Source organism: Brachybacterium phenoliresistens, assembly GCF_000576425.1.
GTDB classification, from domain to species: Bacteria; Actinomycetota; Actinomycetes; order Actinomycetales; family Dermabacteraceae; genus Brachybacterium; species Brachybacterium phenoliresistens.
In genome coordinates, this window is sequence record NZ_KK070015.1 from 1 (window position 1) to 24,647 (window position 24,647).

Here is a 24,647-nt window from a genome sequence, read left to right on the forward strand (position 1 = left end):
CCGCGCGGGCGGGCCCCTCCGGCACCGCGCGGGCGGGCCTCGCGGGGCGGCGCGCGACGCCGGTCACAGGGCCTGGCGCCTCCGTCATGTCCTGACCTGCGGGAAACCTGAGGGGCTGTTCACACTTCGACGCGCACTGCCCCATAAGGACCTCCATCACCTAGCGTTATCGGACCCCTGCACGTGCCACGGACCAGAACGGCACGATGCCCCGGCCCCGGATCCCGGGCGCGAGCCGCCCGCTCGGCGCCCGGACGCATGTCCTGTCCGCGCTCCCGCACCGAGCGCGGCGCGGCAGCTGCCCGGACCGGACCGGCATCGGCCCGGCGGACCCCGGCCCGCGCTCCGACCCGCCCCGGAAGGAACCCATGTCTTCCCACGTCGTGGACATGCTGACCATCGGCAACAGCTTCAGCACCCCCGAGATGCGGGCGATCTGGAGCGAGGAGGCCCGTCTGCGCCGCCAGCTGGACGTCGAGGCCGCCCTCGCCGAGGCCGAGGGCGCGCTCGGCGTCATCCCGCAGGACGCGGCCGATGCCATCTCCCGCGCCGCCGCCGGGGACTTCGACCTCGCGGCCATCGCCGCCGAGGGCGCCAAGGCCATGCACTCCCTGAACGCCACCGTCGGCGCGCTGCAGGCCGCCGCCGGCGAGCACGGCGAATGGGTCCACTACGGCGTGACCACCCAGGACATCGTCGACACCGGAACCGTCCTGCAGATCAAGGACGCCCTGGTCCCGCTGCGCCGGGACCTGCTGGCCCTCGCCGCCGCCCTGCGCGCCCTCACCGAGCGCCACCGCGACACGCCCATGGCCGGCCGCACCCACTACGTGCAGGCGCTGCCGACCACGTTCGGCTTCAAGACGGCGATCTGGCTGGACGAGGCGCTGCGCCACCTGGAGCGCCTGGACGCCGTCGCCCCGCGCGTGCTCACCGGCAACATCAACGGCGCCATCGGCACCTACGCCTCCTTCCAGGGCCGCGGCCGCGAGATCGAGAAGGAGACGCTGGACCGTCTGGAGCTGGCGAGCCCGCGCATCGGCTGGCAGGCCGCCCGCGACCGCATCGGCGAATACGCGAGCACCCTCGCGCTGATCTCCACCACCGCCGGCAAGATCGCCACCGAGCTGTCGGCCCTCATGCACAGCGAGATCGGCGAGGTGGAGGAGCCCTTCACCGCCGGCAAGATCGGCTCGACCACGATGCCCCACAAGCGCAACCCCGCCCTCCTCGAGGGCGCCGCCGCGCTGACCGCCCCGATCAAGCACGCCGCGGCGCTGGTCCTGGACGGCGCCGCGACCGTCCACGAGCGCGACGCGATCAGCTGGCGCGCCGAGTGGATCGCCCTGCCGGAGATCCACCTGTACCTCTCCGCGCAGCTGGCGACCCTGGGCCGGATCCTCGCCGGCCTGGTCGTCCACGAGGACGCCATGGCTCGCAACCTCGAGCTGCAGGGCGGGCTGATCCTCTCCGAGAAGGCCATGTTCGAAATCGGCAAGGAGCTGGGCAAGCAGACCGCGCACCACATCGTCTACGACGCCTCCATGGCCGCCGTCGAGACCGGCCGTCACCTGGCCGACGTCCTCCTCGAGGACGAGCGCGTGGCCTCGCGGTTCGACGCCGGGACGATCCGCTCCTGGCTGGACGCCTCGGCCTACCTGGGGGAGACCGGCGCCGCCATCGACGCCGTCCTCGCCGCCGCCGACGAGGCCGGGATCCCCGCGGCCGATGCCTCCGCACCGACGGGAGGAGCCGCATGAGCGAGCAGACCGCATCGGCCGCCCCGGGCGCCGTCCCCGCATCGGGCGAGAACCCCGCGCCCGCATCGGGCGAGAATCCCGCGCCCGCATCGGGCGAGAACCCCGCGCCCGCATCGGGCGAGAATCCCGCGCCCGCATCGGGCGAGAACCCCGTCCCCGCATCGGCCGCTCCCACCGGGCGCCGCGCGGCCGCGGCCATCGGCCGCCTGGCCCTGATCGGCCCGGACCGCGTCGACGAGTACCGCGACCTGCTGCAGGCGGCCTACGCGAAGAACGTCGAGCTGGGCGTGCACTTCAAGGCCTCGGACGCCTCGCGCGAGGACGTCCTCGCCCATCTGCGCGAGAACATCGCCTACGGGATCACCGGGCTGGACGGGGCGCTGATCTCCACGGTGTCGCTGCGCATGCCCTGGGGGCCCAACCCCGGCCACCTGGGCCTGCCGCACATCGGCTGGCTCGCGACCGATCCCGCGCACTCCGGGCAGGGGCTGGGCCGCGAGCTGCTGGACGCCCTCGTCGAGCAGGTGCTCGCCGGGCTGCTGCACGCCCCCGCCGTCTCGCTCGGGACCGCGCAGGACCATCCGTGGCTCGGCGCGTACTACCAGCGGCTCGGCTTCGAGCCCGTCGGCAGCGCCGACCTGGGCCTCGGGCACATCACCGACTTCTACATCCGGCCCATCGACCCCGCCTCCTACGCCGGCTGGCGCGCGCGCCACGCCGACCTCCTGAAAGGACTCACCTCATGAAGCGTCGCACCTTCGCCCTGTCCGCCCTGTCCCTCCCGCTGCTGGCGGCCTGCGGCGCCGGCGGCGGCTCCGACGCGATCCGCGCCGGCTCGACCGGGCAGTCCTTCCCCAACAGCTACCAGGAGGACGGCAAGCTCATCGGCTTCGACGTCGAGGTCATCGAGACCATCGCCGAGAAGCTCGGCAAGACGGTGACCTGGACCAACGCCGACTTCTCGGGCCTGATGGGCCAGCTGGAGGCGCGCAAGCTCGACACCGTCGCCAACAACGTGGCCGTCACCGAGGAGCGCTCGGCGCAGTACGACTTCACCGTCCCCTACGCCTACATGGGCGCGACGATCGTGACGCTGGGCAGCAACGCCGCGCTGAACACCCTCGACGACCTCGCCGGCACCACCATCGCCGGCGTGCTGGGATCCAACAACACCACCCACCTGGAGACCTGGAAGGCCGAGAACGGCGTCGAGTTCGAGATCCGCACCTACGAGACCCGCGACGGCGCCATGCAGGACCTCCTCGCCGGCCGCGTGGACGGGTACATCAACTCCACCGGCATCTTCCTCGCGGAGATCCAGAAGTCCGGGGCGGATCTGAAGTTCGTCGGCGAGCCCATCGCCTGGGAGTCCGTCGCCTTCCCCTTCGAGAAGGGCTCCGAGCTCGTCGCCCAGGTCAACGAGCAGATCGAGGCGCTGCACGCCGACGGCACCCTCACCGAGCTGTCGACCACCTACTACGGCGACGACGTGACCACCGAGCCCGAGGGCTACACCGGGAGCTGATGCATGGACCTCGACCCGCTCTACATGCTGGAGGTCCTGCCCCAGCTGCTGAAGTTCCTGCCGGTCACGCTGCTGATCGCGGTCGCGTCGATGTTCTTCGCGATCCTCATCGGCCTGTTCGTGGCGCTGATCCGCTTCCTGCGGATCCCCGTGCTGGACCAGCTCGCCCAGCTGTACGTGTCGCTGTTCCGCGGCATCCCCACCCTGGTGCAGCTGTTCCTCATCTACTACGGGCTGCCGCAGCTGTTTCCGTTCATGACCACCATGGACGCGCTGACCGCGGCGATCGTCGGGTTCTCCCTCAAGGAGTCCTCCTACCTCGCCGAGATCTTCCGCGCCGCGCTGACCAGCGTGGACGGCGGGCAGCTCGAGGCGGGACTGGCCACCGGCATGACGGCGCCGCAGGTCTACCGGCGCTACATCATCCCGCAGGCCGCCTACAACGCCCTGCCCGCCACCGGCAACATCTTCATCTCCCTGCTCAAGGAGACGTCCGTCGCCTTCACCCTGGGGCTCACGGAGCTGTTCGCCGAGGCGAAGATCCTCGCCTCCGCCTCGTTCCGCTTCTTCGAGACGTTCCTCGTGGTGGGCCTGGTGTACTGGCTGCTGGTGATCGTCTACTCCTGGTTCCAGGGCCGGCTCGAGACGCGGCTCAGCCGCGCATACGTGAGGTGATCGGCGCATGATCGACGTGAGCGACCTTCGCAAGTCCTTCTTCGGCAAGAGCGGGGAGAACGTCGTCCTGGACGGCGTGTCCCTGCAGGTCGGCACGGGGGAGGTGGTCGCGATCATCGGCCCCTCCGGCTCCGGCAAGTCGACCCTGCTGCGCTGCCTGAACCTGCTGGAGACGCCCGATGCCGGGTCCATCAGCATCGACGACGTCACCGTGCGCGCCCCCGGCATCCCCGGGGCGCAGGTGCGGGCGCTGCGCAAGAAGACCGCCATGGTCTTCCAGGGCTACAACCTGTTCCGCAACCGCACCGCCCTGGCCAACGTCATGGACCCCATGACCGCGCAGGGCACGCCGAAGGCCCAGGCCGAGCAGACCGCGCGCGAGCTGCTCACCCGCGTGGGCATCGCCGAGACCACCATGCAGCAGTACCCGGTCACGCTCTCCGGCGGGCAGCAGCAGCGCGTCTCCATCGCCCGGGCGCTCGCCGTGACGCCGCACGCGATCCTCCTGGACGAGCCCACCAGCGCGCTGGACCCCGAGCTCGTCGGCGAGGTCCTCGCCGTCATCCGCGACCTCGCCCAGCAGGACATGACCCTGGTCATCGTCACCCACGAGATGGCCTTCGCGGCCGAAGTCGCCGACCGGGTCGTCTTCATCGACGGCGGCCGCATCGTGGAGCAGGGCCCCGCCCGCGAGGTCATCCGCAGCCCCCGCGAGGAGCGCACCCGCCGCTTCCTGCGCGAGGCCGTCAGCGAGCCCGCCCAGCGGTCCGCCGCCGATCCTGCGGCCGATGCTCCCTCCGAGCCGCTGGGCCACGACCCGCTGCGCCCGGACGGGCTGCCCGGCTGATGCCCGACGCCCTCGCGCGCGCCGTCGTCGCGGCCGATCCCCTCGGGGACCGCGCCGCGACGGCGGCGGGCCGGGCCGCGGGAGCGGGACCGCGGGAATCCGACGTGCGCTCCCCGGCGGCCCCGCCGCAGGCGCCCGCCCTGCGCTCGCCGGCGGCGTCACCGCAGGCACCCGCCCTGCGCGCGGCCGCCGCCCGGGCGATCGCCGACGTCATCGCCGCGTCCTTCGCCGTCGCCGCCGACCCCTCAGCCCGCGCCGACCGCGATCGCCTGGTCGCCTGGGCCCTCGCCGAGGGCGCCGCGGCCGATCCCCGCGTGGTCATCGGCGCCGGGACCGGCCTCGCCCCGGCCCGGGCCGCCCTCGTCGGCGGCTTCCAGGCGCACCTGCTGGACCTCGACGACACCCACGAGCTCGTCCGCGGCCACCCCTCCGCGGTGCTCGTGCCCACACTGCTGGCCCTGGCCCGCCCGGAGGACGGGATCGAGGCGATGCTCGCCGCATACATCGTCGGCCTCGAGGTCATGGCCCGCCTGGGCCGCGCCCTGGGCCCGGCCCACTACCAGGCCGGATGGCACCCCACCGGCACCGCGGGCGCCGTCGCGGCGGCGGCCGCCGGAGCCCACCTGCGGAGGCTCGACGAGCAGGCGGCCTCGACCGCGCTGTCCGTGGCCGCTTCCCGGTCCGGCGGCGTGCGCGCCCAGTTCGGCACCCCCGGCAAGCCGCTGCACGCGGGCCTCGCCGCGCAGACCGGCGTGGAGTCGGTGGCCTGGGCGGCCGCCGGCCTGCACACCGCCGAGGACGCCGTCCTCGGCCCGGCGGGGCTGCTCGCCGCCCACGGCGTCCCCGAGGCCGAGCGCCGCGCCGTGCTGGACGGCTTCGGGGCACCGGTCGCGCGCTGGGCGCTGCTGGACCCCGGCGTCTGGTTCAAGCGCTACCCCTTCTGCTCCGCCGCCATGTCCGCGGCCGATGCCGCCGCCGAGACCGCCGCCCGCCTGCCGGACCACCTCTCCGGGCCCGCCGGTGCCGCCGCCGGTGCCGCCGAGCCCGCCGGTGCCGCCGCCGGTGCCGCCGACCTCGCAGGCTCCCGCCCCGTCGACCCCGAGGGCTCCGCCGCCTCCCGGGCCGCCGCGATCGCCGAGGTCGTGGTGCGCATGCGCCCCGGCGCCGATGCCGCCCTGATCCACACCGCCCCGCGCACGGGGGAGGAGGCCCGCTTCAGCGTCGAGGCGATCCTCGCCCTGATCCTGCTGGGCCTCGCGCCGGACCTCACCCACCTCTCGCCGCGCCCCCTGCCGCCGGTGGTCACGGACCTCGCCGCCCGCGTCCGGCGCGAGCACGTGCCCGCCCCTCGGAGTCCGGAGGTCGCGGCCGATGCCGACGGAAGCGCGCAGAACTGTCACTCTGTATGCCGAAATGAGCCCACAGATGGCATGCAGAGTGACAATTCCGTGTCCGTGCCGGGGCGGGGGACTGCGCCGGTCGGGAGACGGGACTTCTGGGCGCAGGTCGAGGTGCGGCTGCGCTCCGGCGAGGTGCTGCGGGCCGAGGTCCAGCGACCGCTGGGATCCCCGGATCGACCTCTGCCGGATGAGGCCGTCCGTGACAAGCTGGTCGCAAGCCTCGGCGATGCCCGACGCGCCGCTGAGATCCTGGACCTGCTCGGACCGACCCCGACGGCGTCCGGGACGGGACTCGATCCCGCATCTGCCGGAGCTGCGGGCTCTGCATCGGCCGATGACGGTGACCCCGCATCGGCCCCCAGCATCGGGCAGCTCGCCCGGCTGCTGTACGAATCCCCTGACCCGTACGACTCCCCTGACCCGAACGATCCCGCATGACCCGCACGACTCCCGACGGAAGGACCCCCTGGTGACCATCGCCGCCCCGACCGATGAGCAGCTCGCCCTGGTGCAGGACGAGGCCGTGCGCATCACGCGCGACCTGATCCGCATCGACTCCAGCAACTACGGCGGCCACGACCCGGCGACCTGGGGGCCGGGGGAGCGGGAGGCCGCCGAGTACGTGGTCGGCCAGCTCGAGGAGGTCGGCCTCGCCCCGGAGATCATCGAGTCCGCGCCCGGGCGTGCGAACGTCGTGGTGCGCATCCCGGGGGAGGACCGCGAGCGCGGCCTGGTCATCCACGGCCACCTCGACGTCGTCCCTGCCGCCGCGGAGGACTGGACCGTGGACCCCTTCGGGGCGGAGGTCATCGACGGCGTGCTCTACGGCCGCGGCGCCGTGGACATGAAGGACATGGACGGCATGATCCTCGCCGTCGTCCGGCACATCGCCCGCACCGGCCAGGTGCCGCCGCGCGACCTGGTCATCGTCATGTTCGCCGATGAGGAGGCGGGCGGGACCTACGGCTCCCGCTGGATGATCGAGCACCGGCCCGACGTGTTCGCCGGCTGCACCGAGGCGATCAGCGAGGTCGGCGGCTACTCGATCACGCTGCCGCGGAAGGACACCGGCGAGGACGTCCGTGCCTACCTGCTGCAGACGGCCGAGAAGGGCTACGCCTGGCTGCGCCTGCGCGCCACCGGCCGCGCCGGGCACGGCTCCGTGCCCAACGACGAGAACGCCATCGTGCGCCTGTCCCGCGCCGTCGCCGCGATCGACGACCACGTCTTCCCGCGCGAGTACGTCGCCAGCGTCCGCACCCTGTTCGACCGGGTCTCCGAGATCACCGGCCAGGACTGGGACGAGGCCGATGCGGAGTCCTTCCTGCCGCTGCTGGGCGGGGCGCGTCAGTTCGTCTCCGGCACCCTCGCCGACAGCGCCAACGTGACCACCTTCCACGCCGGCTACAAGGGCAACGTCATCCCGCAGACGGCGGAGGCGGAGCTGGACTGCCGCTTCCTGCCCGGCCACCAGGAGGACCTGCTGGCCCTCATCGACGAGCTGAGCGGCGAGCACGTCGAGGTGATCATCGACAAGATCGGCATCTCGCTGGACGCCCCGCACGACACCCCGTTCGTCGAGGCCATGCACCGTTCGATCCTCGCCGAGGACCCGGGTGCCGAGCTGGTGCCCTACTGCCTCAGCGCCGGCACCGACAACAAGCAGCTCGCGCAGATCGGCATCGACGGCTACGGCTTCGCGCCCCTGCAGCTGCCCGCCGATCTCGACTTCGCCCCGCTGTTCCACGGCATCGACGAGCGGGTGCCGGTGGACGCGATCCGCTTCGGCGCGCGCGTGCTGCTGCGGCTCGTGCAGGACTGCTGAGGCGCCGCCGGCCCCGCGCCGCTCACCGGGCGGAGGCGAGCCTCCTCGCGGACAGCTCGCGGATCAGCGCGACGACCTCCTCGGGGCGCTCCTCGGCCATGAAGTGCCCGGCGGTCGTGGGCCGGTAGGTCACGTCCGATGCCCAGGCCTGCCACAGCGCGGCGGCGTCGAAGCCGAGGTGGGCGCCCCAGTCCTGCGAGATCACGCCGACGGGCATGGCGAGCCGCGCCCCCGCCGCCCGGTCGGCCCGGTCCATCTCGAGGTCGATCGAGGCGGTCGCCCGGTAGTCGGCGACGATCGCCTCGACCGAGGCGACGGAGGCGGCGATGTAGTGCTCCCGCAGCTGCGGGGAGAAGGTCGTGCCGCGCGGATCCCAGGCGTCCAGGAAGGAGGCGAAGAACTCCGGGGCGACCGCGGCGATCATCTTCTCCGGCAGGCCCTTCGGCTGCGCCATGAGATACAGGTGCCAGGCGACCTTCGCGTCCACCCCGTGCAGCACCTCCCAGGTGTCCAGGGTGGGCAGCACGTCGAGGATCCCGAGGTAGTCGACCGCCTCCGGGTGGTCCAGGCCCGCCCGCACGGCGACGAGGGCGCCGCGGTCGTGGCCGATGAGCCCGAAGCGCGGCGCGCCGAGCGCGTCCGCGACCCGGATGACGTCCTGGGCCATCGCGCGCTTGGAGTACGTCGTGGGATCCTCGCCCGACGGTGCGCCGCTGCGGCCGTATCCGCGCAGGTCGGGGACGATGACGGTGTGATCGGCCGCGAGATCGCGGGCGACGTGCCGCCACATGACGTGGGTCTGCGGGAAGCCGTGCAGGAGCACGACCGCGGGCCCCTCGCCCGCGGAGGCGACGTGGATCGGGACGTCGCCCTCCCCGGGGATCTGCTGGTACGTGAAGCCGTCGATGATGTCGAACCGGGTCATGGGGTCTCCTCGGAGGGATGCTGGTGCGGGGGAGCGGTCGGGAGCGGCGCGGGGGTCGGGGTGCCGGAGAAGATGCCCGCCGGCAGCGGGCGGCCCAGCGCGGCGCTCGCCCGCAGCCCGGGCAGGACGATCGCGTCGACGAGGGCCTCGAGGTAGGAGGCATCAGCGGCGAGACCGTTCGTGCGGCGCAGCAGCAGGGCAGAGCCGACGGCCTCCTCGAAGACGAAGGGGTCCGCTCCCGGCGGCAGCTCGCCGCGGGTCTCGGCGGCCTCCAGCACCGCACGGGGGAGGCGTGCGCCCGTCGGCCCGACGGCCGTCTCGATCGCCGCGCACAGCTCCGGGTCCTCGAGCCCGGCCTCCAGCAGCAGCATCGCGGTGCGGGCGTCCGTGCGCCGCATCGTGCGATCGAGCCGGCGGCACAGCTCGAGCAGGTCCTCGCGCAGGCTGCCCGTGTCGACGGCCTCGCCGGCGCCGTCCTGCGCCGGGCCTGCGCGCAGGGCGGCGAGCACCATGTCCCGCTTGGAGGACCAGCGGCGGTACAGGCTCGCCTTCGAGGCGCCGCTGCGCCGCGCGACCTCCTCGATGCTGATGCCGTCGTAGCCCTTCTCGCCGAGCAGGGTCAGGACGGCCGCGACGATGCGCTGCTCGAGCTGGGCATCGCGGGGACGGCCGCGCCGGGGCTGCGGAGGCACGGGCGGCGGGGGCTCTGCGGGCGGCGGAGATTCCGGGTGCGGCGAAGATTCCGCGGGCGGGAAGGGTTCTTTGCGATACGGCACGGACCGTATCGTATCCTATACCGACCCGAGTGCGGACCGGGGTGCGTCGGCCCGCGAGGCGTCGATAGGATCGTCGGACCCGAGATTCCCACGTGGGACACCCTCTTCTCCAGGAGCGATCGACGATGACGCTGCGCGCCAGCACGCACGACGGCACCCACCCCCGCCCGACCCTCATGCGCGAGGACTGGACCTCGCTGGACGGCCCCTGGGGCTTCGCCCACGACGACGAGGCGGTGGGGCTCGCGCGGCGCTGGTACGAGCCCGCCGCGGCCGAGGTCTTCGACCGCACCATCGAGGTGCCCTTCGTGCCCGAGTCCGAGGCCTCCGGCATCCACGAGACCGGCTTCCACCCGATCGTCTGGTACCGGCGCACCCTCACCGCGACGGCCGCTCCCGGGCAGCGGGTGCTGCTGCACCTGGGTGCCGTGGACCATGAGGCCCACGTGTGGGTCGACGGGCGCCTGGCCGGGCATCACGTGGGCGGCCAGACCTCCTTCACCTGCGACCTCACCGACCTGCTGGACGAGGGGCCCGAGCACGTGGTCGTCGTGCGCGCCGTCGACGACCCGCACGATCCCGAGCTGCCGCGCGGCAAGCAGGACTGGGAGCTGGAGCCGCACGCCATCTGGTACCACCGCTCCACCGGGATCTGGCGCAGCGTGTGGCTGGAGACCGTCCCCGAGCAGCACCTCACCGGCTTCCACTGGGACTTCGATATGCCCCGCGCCCGCGTGGACGTGAGCCTGCGCCTCGCGCAGCGCCCCCGCCCGGGGACGACCGTGCGCATCGGCCTCGCGGCCGGGGACGAGGTCCTCGGCTCCTGCGAGATCACCGCCCTGGACACGCGGGTCGAGGGGACCGTGGACGTGCCCGCCGTGCGCAACACCCAGTCCCGCGACCGCCTGCTGTGGTCCCCCGAGCGCCCCACCCTGGTCGACGTCACCGTGCAGATCCTGCAGGACGGCGAGGTCGTCGACGAGGCCGCCAGCTACCTGGGCCTGCGCACCACCGGCATCGACCGCGGCTGGTTCCTGCTCAACGGCGAGCCGTACTTCGTGCGCTCCGTGCTCGAGCAGGGCTACTGGCCCACCTCCCAGCTCACCGCGCCGGACCTGGACGCCTACCGCCGCGAGGTCGAGCTGATCAAGGAGCTCGGCTTCACCGCCGCCCGCATCCACCAGAAGGTCGAGGACCCCCGCTTCCTGTTCTGGGCCGACCGGCTGGGCCTGCTGATCTGGGGCGAGACCGCCAACGCCTACGCCTTCAGCCCCCGCGCCGCCGCCGCGATCACGCACGAGTGGACGGAGATCGTCGAGCAGGTGCGGGCCCACCCGAGCGTGGTCACCTGGGTCACCGTCAACGAGTCGTGGGGCGCCCGCGACCTCGCCGACTCCGCCCCGCAGCGCGAGCTCACCATCGCGCTGACCGCGCTGACCCGCTCGCTGGACCCGACGCGCCCCGTCGTCTCCAACGACGGCTACGAGCTCACCGGCGGCGACGTGATCGCCCTGCACGACTACGAGACCGACCCGGCGCGGCTGCGCGAGCGCTACGCGAGCGAGGAGTCCACCGCCGCGGCGATCGCCTCCCGCGGCCCCCAGCGCCGGCGTCCCATCGACGACGCCGCCCAGGGCCTCACCGAGGACGCGCCCGTGATGATCACCGAGTTCGGCGGCATCGCCTACGCCGCCGAGGGCACCTGGGGGTACGCGACCGTCGAGGGCCCCGAGGAGTTCGCGGACACCGTCGGCGGGCTGTTCGCGGCGCTGAACGACAGCCCCGCGCTCGCCGGGCACTGCTACACGCAGCTCACCGACACCCTCCAGGAGGCCAACGGCCTGGCCACCGCCGACCGGGTGCCGAAGCTCCCCGCCGAGCGGATCCGCGCGATCGTCACCGGCCGCGGGGAGAGGTGAGCGGCCGGCGGCGACGCTGACCGGCGGCGACGCAGGCCGGAGGCGACGCTGACCGGCGGTGACGCAGGCCGGCGGGGGCATCGGCTCCGCTATCGGCCGATGTCCCCGCCGGACCCGCCCGGGCGCCCCGGGCGGGCGCTGTCACCGCAGCCAGAACGGGCTCTCGACGTCCTCGCGCACGGCGATGTTGATGCGGTTGAACAGGTTGCTGGTGGCGATGTTGAGGATCAGCGCGGCGCGCTGGGTCTCGTCGTAGTGCGCGCACACCCGCTTCCACAGGGCGTCGTCCAGCGGCTCCTCGGGGCTGCCGGCCAGCAGGGTCAGGGCCTCGGCCAGCTCGAGCGCCGCCTTCTGCGCCTCGTCGAAGAACGGCGAGGTGCGGAAGGCGGAGACGCCCAGCATCTGCGCCGTGGTCAGCCCGGCCTTCGCGCCGGTGGTCGCGTGGCCGTTGATGCACGTCGCGCAGCCGTTGAGCTGGCTGACCCGCAGCGCGGTGAGCTCGACGATGGCCGTGGGGAGCCCGCCGGAGGACACGGCGGCCAGGAGGTTCCCGATCCCCTTGTAGGACTGGGGCAGGATGGTGGCCGGGTTGGGCATGCGGGGCTGGATGTCGGTCATGGGGTGCTCCTCGGTGAGGGGGTGTGCTCTGTCGATATCCCTGACCCGCGCGAGCGGGCCGATGTGACAGGCCCGCGAGGATCGCTTCCGCGGACCCCTGTCACGGACCGGCCGTCCGGCGGGTCAGCCCTTCGTCCGCGCCTGCATGAGAGGACTGCGATGACCGATGATCCCCGCCTCGACGATGACTTCGAGGAGCACCGCCGCCACCTGTTCGGCGTCGCCTACCGCATGCTGGGCTCGGTCGCCGATGCAGAGGACGCCGTCCAGGAGGCCTGGCTGCGCCTGCGCCGCAGCCGGGAGTCCGAGGCCGCGGAGATCGAGAACCTCGGCGGCTGGCTGACGACCACGATCTCCCGCATCGCCCTGAACATGCTGCGCTCGCGCGGCATCCGTCGCACGGACTCCCTCGAGGAGCGCCTCGAGCACCTGCCGGAGCCGATCCTCGAGCGCGAGGGCGGCGGGGATCCCGGCGAGGAGGTCGCCCTCGCCGACACCGTCGGGCTCGCGCTGCTGATCGTGCTGGAGACGCTCTCCCCCGCCGAACGGGTCGCCTTCGTGCTGCACGACCTGTTCGCCGTGCCCTTCGACGAGGTCGCCGCCGTGCTGGGACGCTCCCCGCAGGCCGCCCGCCAGCTCGCCAGCCGGGCCCGCCGGCGGGTGCAGGGCAGGGCCCCGCAGACTGATGCCGACCCCGCCGCGCAGCGCGCCGTGGTCGACGCCTTCTTCGCCGCCGCCCGCGACGGCGACCTGCCCCGCCTGATCAGCCTGCTCGACCCCGAGGTGGTCGTGCACTCCGACCTCGGCGCCGGGGTGCTGCGCTCGCACGGCGCCCAGGAGGTCGCCGCCTCCGCCCTGCGCTACGCGCACCCGGACCGGGTCGTGCACCCGGTGCTCGTCAACGGAGCGCCGGGCGCGGCGATCGCCCGCGATGGCGCGCTGTTCAGCATCATGGCGTTCACCGTCGCCGACGGGCGGATCGTGCAGATCGACGCCTTCGCCGCCCCGGATCTCATCGGCCGCCTGGCCGGGAACCCGGCGCTCCCGGATCCGGGCTCGCGGCCTTCGCGCTGACCAGCCCCTGCGGCCCCAGCGCGTACGCCGCCGTGATGCCGAGCCGGTCCAGGAACGCCGCGTCGTGGCTGACCACGAGCAGCGCGCCCCGATAGTCCTCGAGCGCCTCGACGAGCACCGCGATGCTGTCCAGGTCCAGATCGTTGGTCGGCTCGTCCAGCACCAGCAGCTGGTGCGGCGGCCGGGCGAGCAGCAGCCGGGCCAGCGCCACCCGGAAGCGCTCGCCGCCGGAGAGCCCGCCGATGCTCCGGTGCGCGTCCTCCCCGCGGAAGAGGAACCGCGCCAGCTGCGCCCGGACAGACTCGACATCGGCCGACGGGGCGGCCGCGCGCACCTCGTCCAGGACGCTCGCGCCGGGATCCAGGTCCCCGAGCCCCTGGGCGAGATGGCCGATGCGATCGGTCCACGCACTCGCACCGACCGCAGCGGCGCCGACACGCCCAGTGGTTCCGTCGGGACCATCCGCCCCGTCCGCCCCGTCCGCCCCGTCCGCCCCGTGCGCCCCCTCGGTCGATGCCAGGTCCGACCGCGCGCCCGGAGCGACCAGGGCGCGCAGCAGGCGGGTCTTGCCGATGCCGTTGGGGCCGTGCAGGGCGATCCGCTCCGGGCCCTGGATGAGGATCGCGCCGCCGCGGGCGTCGCGCAGCTCGGCCAGGCGGCGGCCGGCCGGGACCTCTGGGTCGGGCAGGGCGATGCGGATCCGGTCGGCCGTGCGGAGCCGGGAGGTCTGCTCGGCGAGATCGTGCTCGGCCGCCTCGACCTTCCCGGCGAGCTCTCCGCGCAGCTTCCCGGCGGAGACCTGGGCGAAGGAGGCGCGCTGCTTCATGATCGTCTTGGGGCGGCGCGTGTTCTCGAAGTCCGTGCGCGCGTAGCGGCGGCGCCGGGCGAGCGCGGTCTCCGCCGCGATGCGCTGCTCCTTCTCGCGGCGCAGGTGCTGCTCGGCGGTGCGGACGGCCTGCTCGGCGGCCTCCTGCTCCCGCTGCGTGTGCGCGCGGAAGGCCGAGTACGGCCCGCCGAACAGGGAGATCGTTCCCTCGCGCAGCTCCGCCGTGGCGTCCATGAGGTCCAGCAGCGCCACGTCATGGCTGACCACGATCAGCGTCCCCGGCCAGGTCAGGATGTCCTCGTGCAGCCGGGCCCGGGAGCCGGCGTCGAGGTTGTTGGTGGGCTCGTCCAGCAGCACGATGTCGTGCCCAGCCCTCCGCATGCCCAGCAGCGCCGCCCGCACGGCCTCCCCGCCGGAGACCTCCGCGACCCGCCGGTCCAGGTCCAGGCCGTCGAGCCCGGCCCCGGCGAGGCCGGCCTCGGCCCGGGACTCGACCAGCCAGTCCTCCTCGAGGGCCTCGAGATGGCGCGGGTCGGTGTCCCCGGCCTCGATCGCGCGGAGGGCGTCGAGATGCTCCCGCACCCCCAGCAGGTCCGCCACCGTGCGGCGGGGGTCCAGGCGCTGGGGGAGCAGGCCGACGCTCCCGGCGACGGAGATCGTCCCCGCCGTCGGCCGCAGGGCCCCGGCGATCAGCCGCAGCAGCGTCGACTTCCCGCTGCCGTTGGCGCCGATCAGCCCGGTGCGCCCGGTGCCGAAGGCGGCGTCGATCCCGTGCAGGGACGCGGTGCCGTCCGGCCAGGCATGCGACAGGCCGGCGAGGACGACGGAATGGATGCTCGCCACGGGGATCTCCTTCGGCCGGTCGGGGGTCTGGTGCGGGAAGCGGGGCTGGGGCGGGGAGAGGGCGCGCCGGATCCGGGCGGATGCGGCGCGCCCCCTCCCCGGCGGTCACTGCGGCGGCGCGTCCACCCACTGCACGAGCTGGACGACGATGCCGTTCGGGTCGGCCATCTGGAAGAAGCGCTCGCCCCACGGCTCCGTCTGCAGGGGCGTGATGATCTCCGCCCCCTCCGCCTGCAGCCGGGCGTGCTCCGCATCGATGTCGGTCACGGTGAAGACGACCAGGAGGCCGTCCGCCGGACCGGCGGCCGATGCGGGCTGGAAGGTCTCCAGACCGGTGCGCAGGTAGATGAGGTGGAGGCCGGCCTCAGGGTGCGCGAGGGAGACGAAGCCATCGGCCGACATCTCCTCGGCGAAGCCGAGATGCCGGGTGGCCCAGGCGGCGGAGGCGGCCGGGTCGGCCACGTTGAGGGAGATGGAGGAGGCGGTGATCTGCATGGGCGGGGGTCCTCTCGATCGGGCGGCGCCGTGCGTCGACGGCGGTGCTCCGCCGGGCTGCGGGGACACCGTACTCGGAACCCCGTACGGCGTACAACGTTTTTGTGCGAGGATTGTTCCCGTGAGCGAGAACCGGACCGGAGCAGGAGAGTCCAGCCGCACCCTCGCGCTGCTCTGGGGGCAGGATGCGGCGGCGGGCACGCGGCGCGGCCCCGCGCGCTCGATCGCCCCCGCGCAGCTGACCGAGGCCGCGCTCGCGCTCGCCGACGCGTCCGGCCTCGCCGCCGTGACCATGCGCGCCGTCGCCCAGACGGTGGGCATCGCCCCGATGTCTGTCTACACCTACGTCCCCGGCAAGCCCGAGCTGCTGGACCTCATGGTCGACGCGCTCCATGCGCGGATGCCCCGGGAGCCGTGGGCGGAGGGGACGCCCTGGCGCGAGCGCCTCGCCGCCGTCGCCCGGTCCAACCGCGAGATGCTCAGCGACCACCCGTGGATGACCGAGGTCGCCGCGCTCAGCCGGCCGCCGCTGGGTCCCGGCACCCTGGCGAAGTACGAGCACGAGCTCGCCGCCTTCGGCGGGACCGGCCTGACGGACGTCGACGTCGACGCCGCCCTCGCGCATCTGCTGGGATTCGTCCGCTCCCATGTGCGCTCGGCCCACGACGCCGCCCGCGCCACCACCGACACCGCCATGAGCGACGCCGCCTGGTGGCAGGCGAACCAACCGATCCTCGCCCGCGCCCTGGACCCCGCCGCCTTCCCGCGCGCGGTGCGCATCGGCGCCGCGGCCGGCGAGGCGCAGGGCAGCGCCTGGAACCCCGACCATGCCTGGGAGTTCGGCCTGGCCCGGACCCTGGACGGACTGGGCGCGCTCATCGAGCCGCGCGGCTGACCCCGCCGACTACGGCGCGTGGCGGCGCCGGTGCTCGCGCGGACTGACCCCGACGGCGCGGCGGAAGCGCTGCGAGAAGTAGAACGGGTCCTCGAAGCCGACCTCCGCGGCGACCTCCGCGACCGGAAGCTGGGTCACGGTCAGCAGCTGGCGGGCGAGGTCCATGCGGCGCCCCTCGACGAACGCCGCCGGGGTGGTGCCCACCTCCGCGGCGAACAGGTGCGCGAACCGGGAGGGGGACAGACGCGCCTGCGCGGCCATCTCCGCCACCGACCAGGGGCGCCGATGATCGCGCTCGATCGCGTCGACCACGGCCCGGATCCGGGGATCGACCTGTCCGTGCTCCGGATTGATCGCCTCGGCCCACAGCAGCGCCGCGTGCAGGGCGTTCAGCGCCAGATCCGTGCCATGGGACCAGCCGCTGCGGGACCAGCGCACCACGGCGTCGAGATGGGCGGCGATCTCGACCGCGGCCTCGCCCTCGGGGACGAGCATCCGGACTCCCGCGCCGGCCTCCGGCCATCGCAGCAGAGGGCTCCACGCGGAGGGCGCGCGGACGTGCACGAAGCGCAGAGCCCATCGGCCGACCGCAGGATCGGTGCCGTAGTCCTGCGGCGTGCCCGGAGGGATCAGCACGACCGTGCCCGCGCCGGCGGCCACCGCCGCGGCGTCCACGGTGCCGAAGCGCCCGGCCCCCTCGATCGTCTGGATCATCAGCCAGTCGTCGGTCCCGCCCGGACGCACCGTCCGATAGCTCCACCCCTCGGTGATGGCGCCCGCGGTGAGCGGGCCGTCGTATCCCAGGCGGACCGACTGCTGGCGCGAAGGCATAGCAGGATGTTAGAGGTTTCCACCGGCAGATCCCATGGTTCTGCGCGCAACGGCCATGGTCCGATAGGGGCATGACACAGGTACTGGAAGCCCCCGCCGAGGCCCGCCGCCGGACCTACGACGACCACGGCGTCATCATCGTCCGCAACCTCCTCACCGCCGCGGAGGTCGCGCAGATCCGAGAGGTCTTCACAGCGGAGATCGGCCCCTCCTCGCCCCACTTCCGGCTCGACGCCCTCGTCGCGCCCGATGAGCCGCTGGGCCGCTACCCGCGGATGATCAACCCCCACCGCATCGCCGAGACGGAGGCCGGGCGGCTCGCGCGCCGGTTCCTGCTCGACGAGAGGATCACGAGCATCGTCTCCGCGCTGATCGGGGACTGCCTGGCCGCCCAGTCGATGTTCTACTTCAAGCCCCCGGGCGCCCGCGGCCAGGCCATGCACCAGGACAACTTCTTCCTGCGGGCCGCCCCGGAGACCTGCCTCGCCGCCTGGGTGGCGATCGACGACACCGACGCCGAGAACGGCGGGCTGCGGGTGGTCCCCGGCTCCCACACCCACGAGGTGGTCTGCCCCGAGGCCGCGGACGTCGCCGAGTCCTTCAGCCCGCAGATCGTGCCCGTCCCCGAAGGGATGGAGGTCCACCAGACCCGCCTCGCCGCGGGGGACGCCCTGTTCTTCCACGGCAGCCTGCTGCACGGCTCCCGGCCGAACTCGAGCACGGACCGCTTCCGCCGCTCGCTGATCTTCCACTACGTCCCCGCCGGCAGCGTCGAGATCGCCGCCTTCTACAACCCGCTGGTCCGGCCCGACGGGACGGACGTCGACGTCACCGAGGCCGTGGGCGGCGGTGCCTGCGGCGACGCGGACGTGCGGGACCTCCCGGCGCCGTGAGGCCCTGAAGGCCCGGGGCCGCCTGCTCCGCCGACCCGAGCGATGCCGGCGGCGTGCACGAACGGCGGCCTGAGGTCCTCGAACCAGGCGATTGCCCGGCTCGCGGCTCTGAGACCGCCGTTCGTGCACGGCCGCCGGCCGGCTCAGCCCTGGGCTGCGGGGCGCAGGGCCTCGGGGAGCTGGGACGCGTGGGCGGCGAGCAGCTCCTCGGTCATGGCGCGGGCGTCCTCGAGGGTGACCTGGGCGGCGGTCAGCGGATCCAGCGCCACCGCGTGGTGCACGTTCTCGACGTCGCCGGTCAGCGCCGCGCGCACGGTGAGGGTCTGGACGTTGACGTTGGTGCGGTTCACGGCGGCCAGCTGCGGGGGCAGCTCGCCGATCGCGGTGGGCTGCACGCCGCGGGCGTCGACCAGGCAGGGGACCTCGACGCAGGCATCGGCCGGGAGGTTCTCGATGAGGGAGCCGTGGTTGGGGACGTTGCCGTGGATGACGCTGGGCGTGCCGGTGACGATCGAGTTGACGATGGTCGCGCCGTACTCGACCGAGGGTGCCAGCTCCTCCTTGAGCTTCGCGAGCTGCGCGTCGATGTCGCCCTGGTCGTCGTGGGCGGCGCAGATCTCGTAGTAGTCCCAGCGCTCGGGGAGGAACTCCTCGGTCAGCTGCGGGGACTTGCGGAAGTAGGGCAGGTACTCCGAGGCGTGGTGGCTGGACTCGGTCTGGAAGTAGCCGAAGGCGTTCATGATCGCGGTGCGGACCTGCTCGTTGCCGCCCTCGTAGACGTTCGCGCCCTCGGCCACCTCGGAGTGGTCGCCGTCGTCGCCGGCGAGGTCCGCGGCGCCGCGCCCGCGCTGGTGGAGGCGGGACATGGTCTCGCGCACCGCGGGGTAGAGGTCCTCCTGGCCGCGCATGAACTCGAGGATCCAGGCCTGGTGGTTGATCCCGGCGCAGCGGTAGGAGATCTCCTCGTAGGGGACGCCGAGGGTGCGGGCGAGCATCCGGGTGGTGCCCTGCACGCTGTGGCACAGGCCGACGGTGCGCAGGCCCTTGGCGTTGAGATAGGCGGTGGCCATGGCCATGGGGTTGGCGTAGTTGATGAAGGTCGCGCCGGGGCAGACCTCGAGGGCATCGGCCGCGATGGCGTCGTAGGCGGGCACGGAGCGCAGGAAGCGGAACACGCCGCCGGGGCCGACGGTGTCGCCGACGGTCTGGTCGATGCCGTACCGCCGCGGGATCTCGACGTCGTGGCGGTACGCCTCCACCCCGCCCACCTGGAAGGTGATGATGACGATGTCGGCGCCCTCGAGCGCGGCGCGGCGGTCCCCGGTCTCGACGACGGTGGCGTCGAAGCCGTGGTGGGCGATGAGCTCGCGGGTGGCCTGGGCGACGGGGCCCAGCTTCTCGGGGCGGATGTCCATCAGGCACAGCTCGGCGTCGCGCAGCGCGGGGAAGGACAGGATGTCGCCGATGAGGCGGAAGGGGAACACGAAGCCGCCGGCGCCGATGATGGTGATCTTCGGGGCGGGGAGGAAGCGATTCTCGGTCATGCCGCCACGCTACGGGCGGGTCCTGCCGGAGTTCTCGCGCCGCAGTGCGCCGGATGTCCAGGATCCTTCGATCCCTCGCGAGTGCGGTGTGGGGTCTCCGGGGTGCGTGGCGGGGCGGTGCGGCGTCCGTCGGGCACACTGGTGCCGTGGAGCCGACGGATGACCGCGAGGGGACGATGCACATCGGCGCGGTCGCGGAGCGGACCGCGCTGAGCCTGCGCACGCTGCGCCACTACGACGAGATCGGGCTCGTCTCGCCCTCGGAGCGCTCCAGCGGCGGCTTCCGGCTCTACACGGAGGCCGATGTCGAGCGGATCCTGCTGATCCGTCGCATGAAGCCGCTGGACTACTCCCTGCAGCAGATGCGCGAGCTGCTGGAGGTCACCGACGCGATCTCCGGCCCCGGCTCCTCGGACGCCGCCCGCGACCGGCTGCGGGAGTTCGCGCAGGAGGCCGCCGAGCGTCGGGAGGCGCTCGAGCGGAAGGTCGCCATGGCCGACGAGTTCCTCGCCCGCCTGCGCGAGCTGACCGGCCCCGACGGCGGGTGACCGCGCCCCGCCGGCGCGAGCGGGCGGGCCCGGAGGGCAGATGATCTCCTCCGGACAGGGCGGGGCGGCCCTCCGCGGGCAGGATCGCTGTGACCGACCAGGCATCGGATGCCCGGTGCGCCCGCCCGCCACCCTCACGTAACGTGAGGGTTGTCCCCTGCATGCTCCCTCTCCCCAAGGACGCTCCGTGACCTCACCCAGCCCTGCCGTCGCCGCCCCCGGTGCGACGCCCGCGCACTCCCAGGCGCGCCCGATGACGGTGCGCGAGGCGCTCAGCAGCCCGGCGCTGCTGCGCACCGAGGTCCTCGCCGGGCTCGTCGTCGCCCTCGCGATGATCCCGGAGGTGCTGTCGTTCTCCGCCCTGATCGGGGTGTCCCCGGCCGTCGGCCTGTTCACCGCCGCGATCATGGCGATCACGCTGTCCGTCGTCGGCGGCCGGCCGGCGATGGTCACCGCCGCGGCCGGGGCGACGGCGCTGGTCGTCGCCCCCGTCTACCAGGAGCACGAGGCGGCCGCCGGCAACGGCCTGGACTACCTGGTGGCCACCGTGCTCCTGGCCGGCGTGCTGCAGGTGGTCCTCGCCGCCCTCGGGGTCGCGAAGCTGATGCGGTTCATCCCGCGCTCGGTGATGACCGGCTTCGTCAACGCGCTCGCGATCCTCATCTTCACCGCCCAGATGCCGCACCTGCTGGGCCCCGAGGCGAGCTGGATGGTGTGGCCGCTGTGCGCCGCCGGCATCGCCCTGCTGATCATCGTCCCGCGGATCACCACGGCGATCCCGGCGCCGCTGATCACCATCATCGTCCTCACGCTCTTCGTGGTGATCGCCCGCTGGGACGTCGCGGACGTCGCCGACCAGGGCGAGCTGCCGCAGTCGCTGCCGGACCTGTTCATCCCGCACGTCCCGCTCACCCTCGCGACGCTGCAGGAGATCTTCCCCTACGCCCTGGGCATGGCCCTGGTGGGGCTCATGGAGACGCTGCTGACGGCGAAGCTCGTCGACGACGTCACCGACACCCACTCCTCCAAGCCGCGCGAGGCCTTCGGCCAGGGCATCGGCAACATCGTCGCAGCCCTGTTCGGCGGGCAGGGCGGCTGCGCGATGGTCGGGCAGACCGTCGTCTCCGTCAAGGACGCCCGGGCCCGCTCGCGCGTGTCGACCTTCCTGGCCGGCACCTTCCTGCTGATCCTCGTGGTCCTGGCCGGGGACATCATCGGCCGCATCCCCATGGTCGCCCTCGCCGCGGTGATGATCATGGTGTGCGTGTCCACCGTCGACTGGCACAGCGTGCGCCCCTCGACCCTGCGTCGCATGCCGATCCCGGAGACGCTGGTCATGCTCGTCACCGTGGTCGCGACGGTGCTCACCCACAACCTCGCCGTCGGCGTGGGCCTCGGGGTCCTCACCGCGATCGTGCTGTTCGCCCGCCGCGTCGCCCACCTGGTGCGGATCGAGCCCGTGTGGGAGACCGACATCGACGGCGACGGGACCGTGGACGTGCGCCGCTACCGCGTCTCCGGCCAGCTGTTCTTCGCCTCGAGCAACGATCTGGTCTACCAGTTCGACTACGCCGGCGATCCGGCGACGGTGATCATCGACCTCACCGACGCCGATGTCTGGGACGCCTCGACGGTCGCCTCGCTCGATGCCGTCCAGGGGAAGTACCGCGACCGCGGCAAGGAGGCGCGCATCATCGGCCTCGACGGGGCGAGCGCGGAGCGCCTCGAACGGCTCTCGGGCCGGCTGGGCGCCTGACGGCGGCGCGACGAGAGGCGGCGCGGCCGGGGCCTGCGACCGATCTCGCCGCCGGGCGCGCCAGCCGCTCCTGGGGACCTCAGCCGAGGGTCCCCAGCAGCAGGGAGACGATGAGCGCGATGATCACCGTGTTGAACACGAAGGCCAGCGCGGTGTGCACCATGACGGTGCGGCGCATGTCGGAGGTGGTCACCGCGACGTCGGTGGCGCCGAAGGTGGCCTGCACGCCCAGGGAGAAGTAGGCGTAGTCGGTGAAGCGGCGCGTCTGCCCTCCGGGGAAGTCGAGCCCGCCCTCGGCGAGGTCGCGGCGCGCGTAGTGCACCGCGAACATCGCCGCGATGTCGGCCCACGACCCGCCGACCATCGCGAGCGTCCAGCCCAGCAGCAGCTGCGAGCCGTGCAGCACCGGGACCGCGATGATCCACACCACCACCGCCAGCGACAGCACCGAGACCTGGACGGACCAGGACGGCGCCTCCGTGCGCCACCAGCCGTCGAGCAGCCCGTGCCGCAGGCGATCGGCGCGGGAGTCCCGGGCGCGCCGCCCGGAGGCGTCGCCGGCCAGCTGCGCGCGCAGGGCCTCGCCGTCCAGGCCGCGGTAGGCGATCCGGGTCAGGGCCAGGTGCAGCACGGTGAAGGTCGTCCAGGCGAGCACGAAGCCGAGCACGAAGCCGTGCGGGCGCAGCTGCGGGGAGACGCCCAGCCAGATCGTCTCGATCACCGCCGTCGAGACCGTCGCGGCGATCGTGCACACCAGGGTGCGCCGCCCCTCGGACATGACCCCGCGCCGCCGGGCCCCTGCGGGCGCCGCCCGCGGTCTTCTGCGCTGCCGGTCCTGCATGCCGTCCCCTTCGCGCCGGTCGTGCCCAGGAATCTAGCCGACGGCGCCCGTCCCGCGACATAGGGTGCGCTCATGCCCGCCTCGTCCCCCGAGCAGACCCGCCCCGCCGGGCCGCGCGTGGTGACCGTCGCCTCCGGCCTGTGGTGCCGGCGCGGAGACCCGCCGCCCATGGAGGAGATGCACCGCCACAACGACGTCGAGATCAACCTCGTCCTGCGCGGCGAGCTGCACTACGTCTTCGCCGGTCGGCACCTGGTGGTGCGCGAGGGGCAGATCGCCGCGTTCTGGGCCGCCCAGCCGCACGGCCTGGTCCATTCCCGGCCCGGCGACGTCGCCTGGGTGCAGGTGCCGATGTCCCACGTGATCGGCTGGCACCTGCCCGAGCCCGAGATGAGCGCGCTGGTGCGGATGCAGCCGCTGATCATCGAGGCGGGGGCCATCGGCCGCCGGCTCGAGTCCATGGTCGAGCTGTGGCTCGAGGAGATCGCCCGGCCCGAGACCGTCGGCATCGCCCTGCTGGAGATCCAGGCGGCGATCCGCCGCATCATCCGCGCGGCCGATGCGCAGGGCCCCGGCCCCGCCCCGCGCGAGCTGCCCTCCGGCCGGACCCGGCACGTCGTCAAGATGGCGCAGTTCGTGGTGGAGCGCTTCCGGGAGGAGATCGCCGTCGCGGACGTCGCCCGCAGCGTCCACCTCACCCCGTCCCATGCGATGACCGTCTTCCGCAGCGCCCTGGGGGTGACGATCGGGGACTACATCGTCATGTGCCGCGTCGCCGAGGCCCAGCGCCTGCTGCTGACGACCGCGAAGACCTCCGCGGAGATCGCCGGCGAGGCCGGCTTCGGCTCCCTCAGCAGCTACTACGCCCATGTCACCGCGGCCTGCGGGATGACGCCCCGGCAGTACCGCGCGCAGGGCCGGTAGGGCGGCGCGGCCCGGCCTGCCGGTTCCGGATCGGCCGCCGTGAGCCGTGCATCACCGCAGGTGATGGCGCCCATGACGAAGTCCTGGCTACCGGTGGGCAGCGGCGGAGCCTAGCGTGGAGCGCGGCCGATTCCCTGCCCGAAGGAGACCACGCATGACACGCCGGACCGCCGCGCACCGGACCGCCCGGAGCGCGTCCCGACCCGGCGCGGCCGCGTGAGCCGGCCCTCGGCGCCGGCCCCGGCGACCGCCCCGTCCTCGGTGCAGGACGCCGCGATCCAGCGCCGCACCCTGCGGGTGCTCGTGGCCATGCAGATCATCGGCACCATCGGCGTGGGCGTCGCGCCGTCGATCGGCGTGCTGCTGGCCGGAGAGGTGACCGACTCGGAGGCCTGGGCCGGGCTGGCCCGCACGGCCAGCACCCTGGGCGCCGCCCTCGCGGGCCTGCCGCTGGGCCGCCTCGCCGCGCGCCACGGCCGCCGCTGGGCGCTGGCCGGCGGATGGTGGGTCGGCGGGACCGGCAGCGCGATCCTGGTCCTCGCCGCGCAGGCCGGCCTCACGGTGCCGCTGTTCATCGGCCTGCTGCTGATCGGGGCGGGATCCGCGGTGGCCCTGCAGGCCCGCTTCGCCGCCACCGACCTCGCCGACCCCGCGCACCGCGGCAGGTCCCTCGCGCTGGTCGTGTGGGTGGGGACGCTCGGCTCCGTGCTGGGCCCGAACCTCGGGATCCCCGGCGGGGCCGTCGGGGAGCTGGTGGGGCTGAACGTCTATGCCGGGGCGTTCCTCATCGCCGCGGTCTGCATGCTGCTGGCCGGGTTCCTCGTGTTCGCGCTGCTGCGGCCCGACCCGCTGCTGCGCGCCGCCGCCCGCGGCGCCGGACCCGCCGAGGTCGGCGCCGCACCGGGGC

23 protein-coding genes are annotated in these 24,647 nt (G+C 73.6%); 15 read left to right on the top strand and 8 right to left on the bottom strand.

Going from position 1 to position 24,647, the window contains the following annotated elements:
• The first annotated feature begins 368 nt into the window (after window positions 1-368).
• The 7 genes from purB to BF93_RS18345 are packed head-to-tail and all read left to right on the top strand — an operon-like array spanning window position 369 to window position 8,032.
• Complete coding sequence (purB, locus tag BF93_RS18315) at window positions 369-1,760, top strand: adenylosuccinate lyase (protein WP_051487204.1); 1,392 nt, start codon at window positions 369-371, stop codon at window positions 1,758-1,760.
• The gene (locus tag BF93_RS18320) at window positions 1,757-2,506 is read left to right on the top strand and encodes a GNAT family N-acetyltransferase (RefSeq protein WP_051487198.1); all 750 of its coding nucleotides are present in this window, start codon (window positions 1,757-1,759) and stop codon (window positions 2,504-2,506) included. The genes purB and BF93_RS18320 overlap by 4 nt, the downstream gene beginning before the upstream one ends.
• Complete coding sequence (locus tag BF93_RS18325; RefSeq protein ID WP_038374659.1) at window positions 2,503-3,285, top strand: transporter substrate-binding domain-containing protein; 783 nt, start codon at window positions 2,503-2,505, stop codon at window positions 3,283-3,285. The genes BF93_RS18320 and BF93_RS18325 overlap by 4 nt, the downstream gene beginning before the upstream one ends.
• Before the next feature lie 3 nt (window positions 3,286-3,288).
• Complete coding sequence (locus BF93_RS18330) at window positions 3,289-3,960, top strand: amino acid ABC transporter permease (protein WP_038374661.1); 672 nt, start codon at window positions 3,289-3,291, stop codon at window positions 3,958-3,960.
• 7 nt (window positions 3,961-3,967) lie between these two features.
• Window positions 3,968-4,807 (top strand): amino acid ABC transporter ATP-binding protein, encoded by an 840-nt coding sequence (locus BF93_RS18335; RefSeq protein WP_084148696.1) that lies wholly within the window; start codon window positions 3,968-3,970, stop codon window positions 4,805-4,807.
• Complete coding sequence (locus BF93_RS18340; protein ID WP_051487199.1) at window positions 4,807-6,645, top strand: MmgE/PrpD family protein; 1,839 nt, start codon at window positions 4,807-4,809, stop codon at window positions 6,643-6,645. Before BF93_RS18335 ends, BF93_RS18340 begins: the two co-directional genes overlap by 1 nt.
• A gap of 31 nt (window positions 6,646-6,676) precedes the next feature.
• Window positions 6,677-8,032, top strand: a complete 1,356-nt coding sequence (locus BF93_RS18345; RefSeq protein ID WP_038374662.1) for a M20/M25/M40 family metallo-hydrolase — start codon at window positions 6,677-6,679, stop codon at window positions 8,030-8,032.
• A 22-nt stretch (window positions 8,033-8,054) separates the two neighbouring features.
• Here BF93_RS18345 and BF93_RS18350 read toward each other — a convergent pair whose 3' ends face one another.
• Both BF93_RS18350 and BF93_RS18355 read right to left on the bottom strand, forming a co-directional pair.
• Entirely contained in the window at window positions 8,055-8,957 is a 903-nt protein-coding gene (locus BF93_RS18350) for an alpha/beta fold hydrolase (protein WP_038374663.1), read from the bottom strand.
• Window positions 8,954-9,649, bottom strand: coding sequence for a TetR/AcrR family transcriptional regulator (locus BF93_RS18355; protein WP_051487200.1), 696 nt, complete (start codon window positions 9,647-9,649; stop codon window positions 8,954-8,956). The genes BF93_RS18350 and BF93_RS18355 overlap by 4 nt, the downstream gene beginning before the upstream one ends.
• Window positions 9,650-9,858: 209 nt before the next feature.
• Here BF93_RS18355 and BF93_RS18360 point away from each other — a divergent pair, with 209 nt between their 5' ends.
• Window positions 9,859-11,652, top strand: a complete 1,794-nt coding sequence (locus BF93_RS18360; RefSeq protein WP_198025507.1) for a glycoside hydrolase family 2 protein — start codon at window positions 9,859-9,861, stop codon at window positions 11,650-11,652.
• A 141-nt stretch (window positions 11,653-11,793) separates the two neighbouring features.
• Here BF93_RS18360 and BF93_RS18365 read toward each other — a convergent pair whose 3' ends face one another.
• On the bottom strand, window positions 11,794-12,270 hold the full coding sequence (locus BF93_RS18365; RefSeq protein WP_198025509.1) for a carboxymuconolactone decarboxylase family protein: 477 nt from the start codon (window positions 12,268-12,270) through the stop codon (window positions 11,794-11,796).
• A gap of 159 nt (window positions 12,271-12,429) precedes the next feature.
• Between BF93_RS18365 and BF93_RS18370 the strand changes: the two genes are divergently transcribed.
• Window positions 12,430-13,344, top strand: coding sequence for a sigma-70 family RNA polymerase sigma factor (locus tag BF93_RS18370; protein WP_038374664.1), 915 nt, complete (start codon window positions 12,430-12,432; stop codon window positions 13,342-13,344).
• On the opposite strand, the gene BF93_RS18375 is transcribed toward BF93_RS18370, so the two are convergent.
• Both BF93_RS18375 and BF93_RS18380 read right to left on the bottom strand, forming a co-directional pair.
• Window positions 13,283-15,013 (bottom strand): ABC-F family ATP-binding cassette domain-containing protein, encoded by a 1,731-nt coding sequence (locus tag BF93_RS18375; protein ID WP_051487201.1) that lies wholly within the window; start codon window positions 15,011-15,013, stop codon window positions 13,283-13,285. The two genes, BF93_RS18370 and BF93_RS18375, sit on opposite strands and share 62 nt — an antisense overlap.
• 105 nt (window positions 15,014-15,118) lie before the next feature.
• On the bottom strand, window positions 15,119-15,508 hold the full coding sequence (locus BF93_RS18380) for a VOC family protein (RefSeq protein ID WP_038374665.1): 390 nt from the start codon (window positions 15,506-15,508) through the stop codon (window positions 15,119-15,121).
• A gap of 121 nt (window positions 15,509-15,629) precedes the next feature.
• Here BF93_RS18380 and BF93_RS18385 point away from each other — a divergent pair, with 121 nt between their 5' ends.
• Window positions 15,630-16,403: a TetR/AcrR family transcriptional regulator C-terminal domain-containing protein gene (locus BF93_RS18385; RefSeq protein ID WP_038374668.1), complete on the top strand. Its 774-nt coding sequence runs from the start codon at window positions 15,630-15,632 to the stop codon at window positions 16,401-16,403.
• A gap of 9 nt (window positions 16,404-16,412) precedes the next feature.
• Here the strand turns inward: BF93_RS18385 and BF93_RS18390 are convergent, their stop codons facing one another.
• On the bottom strand, window positions 16,413-17,234 hold the full coding sequence (locus BF93_RS18390; RefSeq protein WP_051487202.1) for a helix-turn-helix domain-containing protein: 822 nt from the start codon (window positions 17,232-17,234) through the stop codon (window positions 16,413-16,415).
• A gap of 71 nt (window positions 17,235-17,305) precedes the next feature.
• Here BF93_RS18390 and BF93_RS18395 point away from each other — a divergent pair, with 71 nt between their 5' ends.
• Window positions 17,306-18,127, top strand: coding sequence for a phytanoyl-CoA dioxygenase family protein (locus BF93_RS18395; protein ID WP_038374670.1), 822 nt, complete (start codon window positions 17,306-17,308; stop codon window positions 18,125-18,127).
• A gap of 143 nt (window positions 18,128-18,270) precedes the next feature.
• On the opposite strand, the gene melA is transcribed toward BF93_RS18395, so the two are convergent.
• The gene (gene melA / locus BF93_RS18400; RefSeq protein ID WP_038374672.1) at window positions 18,271-19,671 is read right to left on the bottom strand and encodes an alpha-glucosidase/alpha-galactosidase; all 1,401 of its coding nucleotides are present in this window, start codon (window positions 19,669-19,671) and stop codon (window positions 18,271-18,273) included.
• A 176-nt stretch (window positions 19,672-19,847) separates the two neighbouring features.
• Between melA and BF93_RS18405 the strand changes: the two genes are divergently transcribed.
• Window positions 19,848-20,219 carry a MerR family transcriptional regulator gene (locus BF93_RS18405; RefSeq protein ID WP_038374687.1) on the top strand — a complete coding sequence of 124 codons (372 nt, stop codon included), beginning with the start codon at window positions 19,848-19,850 and terminating at the stop codon, window positions 20,217-20,219.
• A 187-nt stretch (window positions 20,220-20,406) separates the two neighbouring features.
• Window positions 20,407-21,975, top strand: a complete 1,569-nt coding sequence (locus tag BF93_RS18410) for a SulP family inorganic anion transporter (RefSeq protein ID WP_038374675.1) — start codon at window positions 20,407-20,409, stop codon at window positions 21,973-21,975.
• A gap of 79 nt (window positions 21,976-22,054) precedes the next feature.
• On the opposite strand, the gene BF93_RS19185 is transcribed toward BF93_RS18410, so the two are convergent.
• Window positions 22,055-22,753: a DUF1345 domain-containing protein gene (locus BF93_RS19185; protein WP_051487203.1), complete on the bottom strand. Its 699-nt coding sequence runs from the start codon at window positions 22,751-22,753 to the stop codon at window positions 22,055-22,057.
• Window positions 22,754-22,888: 135 nt separating this feature from the next.
• Between BF93_RS19185 and BF93_RS18420 the strand changes: the two genes are divergently transcribed.
• Together BF93_RS18420 and BF93_RS18425 are read left to right on the top strand one after the other, a co-directional pair.
• Window positions 22,889-23,740, top strand: coding sequence for a helix-turn-helix domain-containing protein (locus tag BF93_RS18420; RefSeq protein ID WP_084148699.1), 852 nt, complete (start codon window positions 22,889-22,891; stop codon window positions 23,738-23,740).
• A gap of 216 nt (window positions 23,741-23,956) precedes the next feature.
• On the top strand, window positions 23,957-24,647 hold a 691-nt coding region (locus BF93_RS18425; protein WP_232226498.1), incomplete at its 3' end, for an MFS transporter.

Bases quoted from the DNA above. Each gene is read 5' to 3' on its own strand.
- purB (WP_051487204.1), top strand. From the start codon at position 369: ATGTCTTCCCACGTCGTGGACATGCTGACCATCGGCAACAGCTTCAGC.
- BF93_RS18320 (WP_051487198.1), top strand. From the start codon at position 1,757: ATGAGCGAGCAGACCGCATCGGCCGCCCCGGGCGCCGTCCCCGCATCG.
- BF93_RS18325 (WP_038374659.1), top strand. From the start codon at position 2,503: ATGAAGCGTCGCACCTTCGCCCTGTCCGCCCTGTCCCTCCCGCTGCTG.
- BF93_RS18330 (WP_038374661.1), top strand. From the start codon at position 3,289: ATGGACCTCGACCCGCTCTACATGCTGGAGGTCCTGCCCCAGCTGCTG.
- BF93_RS18335 (WP_084148696.1), top strand. From the start codon at position 3,968: ATGATCGACGTGAGCGACCTTCGCAAGTCCTTCTTCGGCAAGAGCGGG.
- BF93_RS18340 (WP_051487199.1), top strand. From the start codon at position 4,807: ATGCCCGACGCCCTCGCGCGCGCCGTCGTCGCGGCCGATCCCCTCGGG.
- BF93_RS18350 (WP_038374663.1), bottom strand. From the start codon at position 8,957: ATGACCCGGTTCGACATCATCGACGGCTTCACGTACCAGCAGATCCCC.
- BF93_RS18360 (WP_198025507.1), top strand. From the start codon at position 9,859: ATGACGCTGCGCGCCAGCACGCACGACGGCACCCACCCCCGCCCGACC.
- BF93_RS18365 (WP_198025509.1), bottom strand. From the start codon at position 12,270: ATGACCGACATCCAGCCCCGCATGCCCAACCCGGCCACCATCCTGCCC.
- BF93_RS18370 (WP_038374664.1), top strand. From the start codon at position 12,430: ATGACCGATGATCCCCGCCTCGACGATGACTTCGAGGAGCACCGCCGC.
- BF93_RS18380 (WP_038374665.1), bottom strand. From the start codon at position 15,508: ATGCAGATCACCGCCTCCTCCATCTCCCTCAACGTGGCCGACCCGGCC.
- BF93_RS18390 (WP_051487202.1), bottom strand. From the start codon at position 17,234: ATGCCTTCGCGCCAGCAGTCGGTCCGCCTGGGATACGACGGCCCGCTC.
- BF93_RS18395 (WP_038374670.1), top strand. From the start codon at position 17,306: ATGACACAGGTACTGGAAGCCCCCGCCGAGGCCCGCCGCCGGACCTAC.
- melA (WP_038374672.1), bottom strand. From the start codon at position 19,671: ATGACCGAGAATCGCTTCCTCCCCGCCCCGAAGATCACCATCATCGGC.
- BF93_RS18405 (WP_038374687.1), top strand. From the start codon at position 19,848: ATGCACATCGGCGCGGTCGCGGAGCGGACCGCGCTGAGCCTGCGCACG.
- BF93_RS19185 (WP_051487203.1), bottom strand. From the start codon at position 22,753: ATGTCCGAGGGGCGGCGCACCCTGGTGTGCACGATCGCCGCGACGGTC.
- BF93_RS18420 (WP_084148699.1), top strand. From the start codon at position 22,889: ATGCCCGCCTCGTCCCCCGAGCAGACCCGCCCCGCCGGGCCGCGCGTG.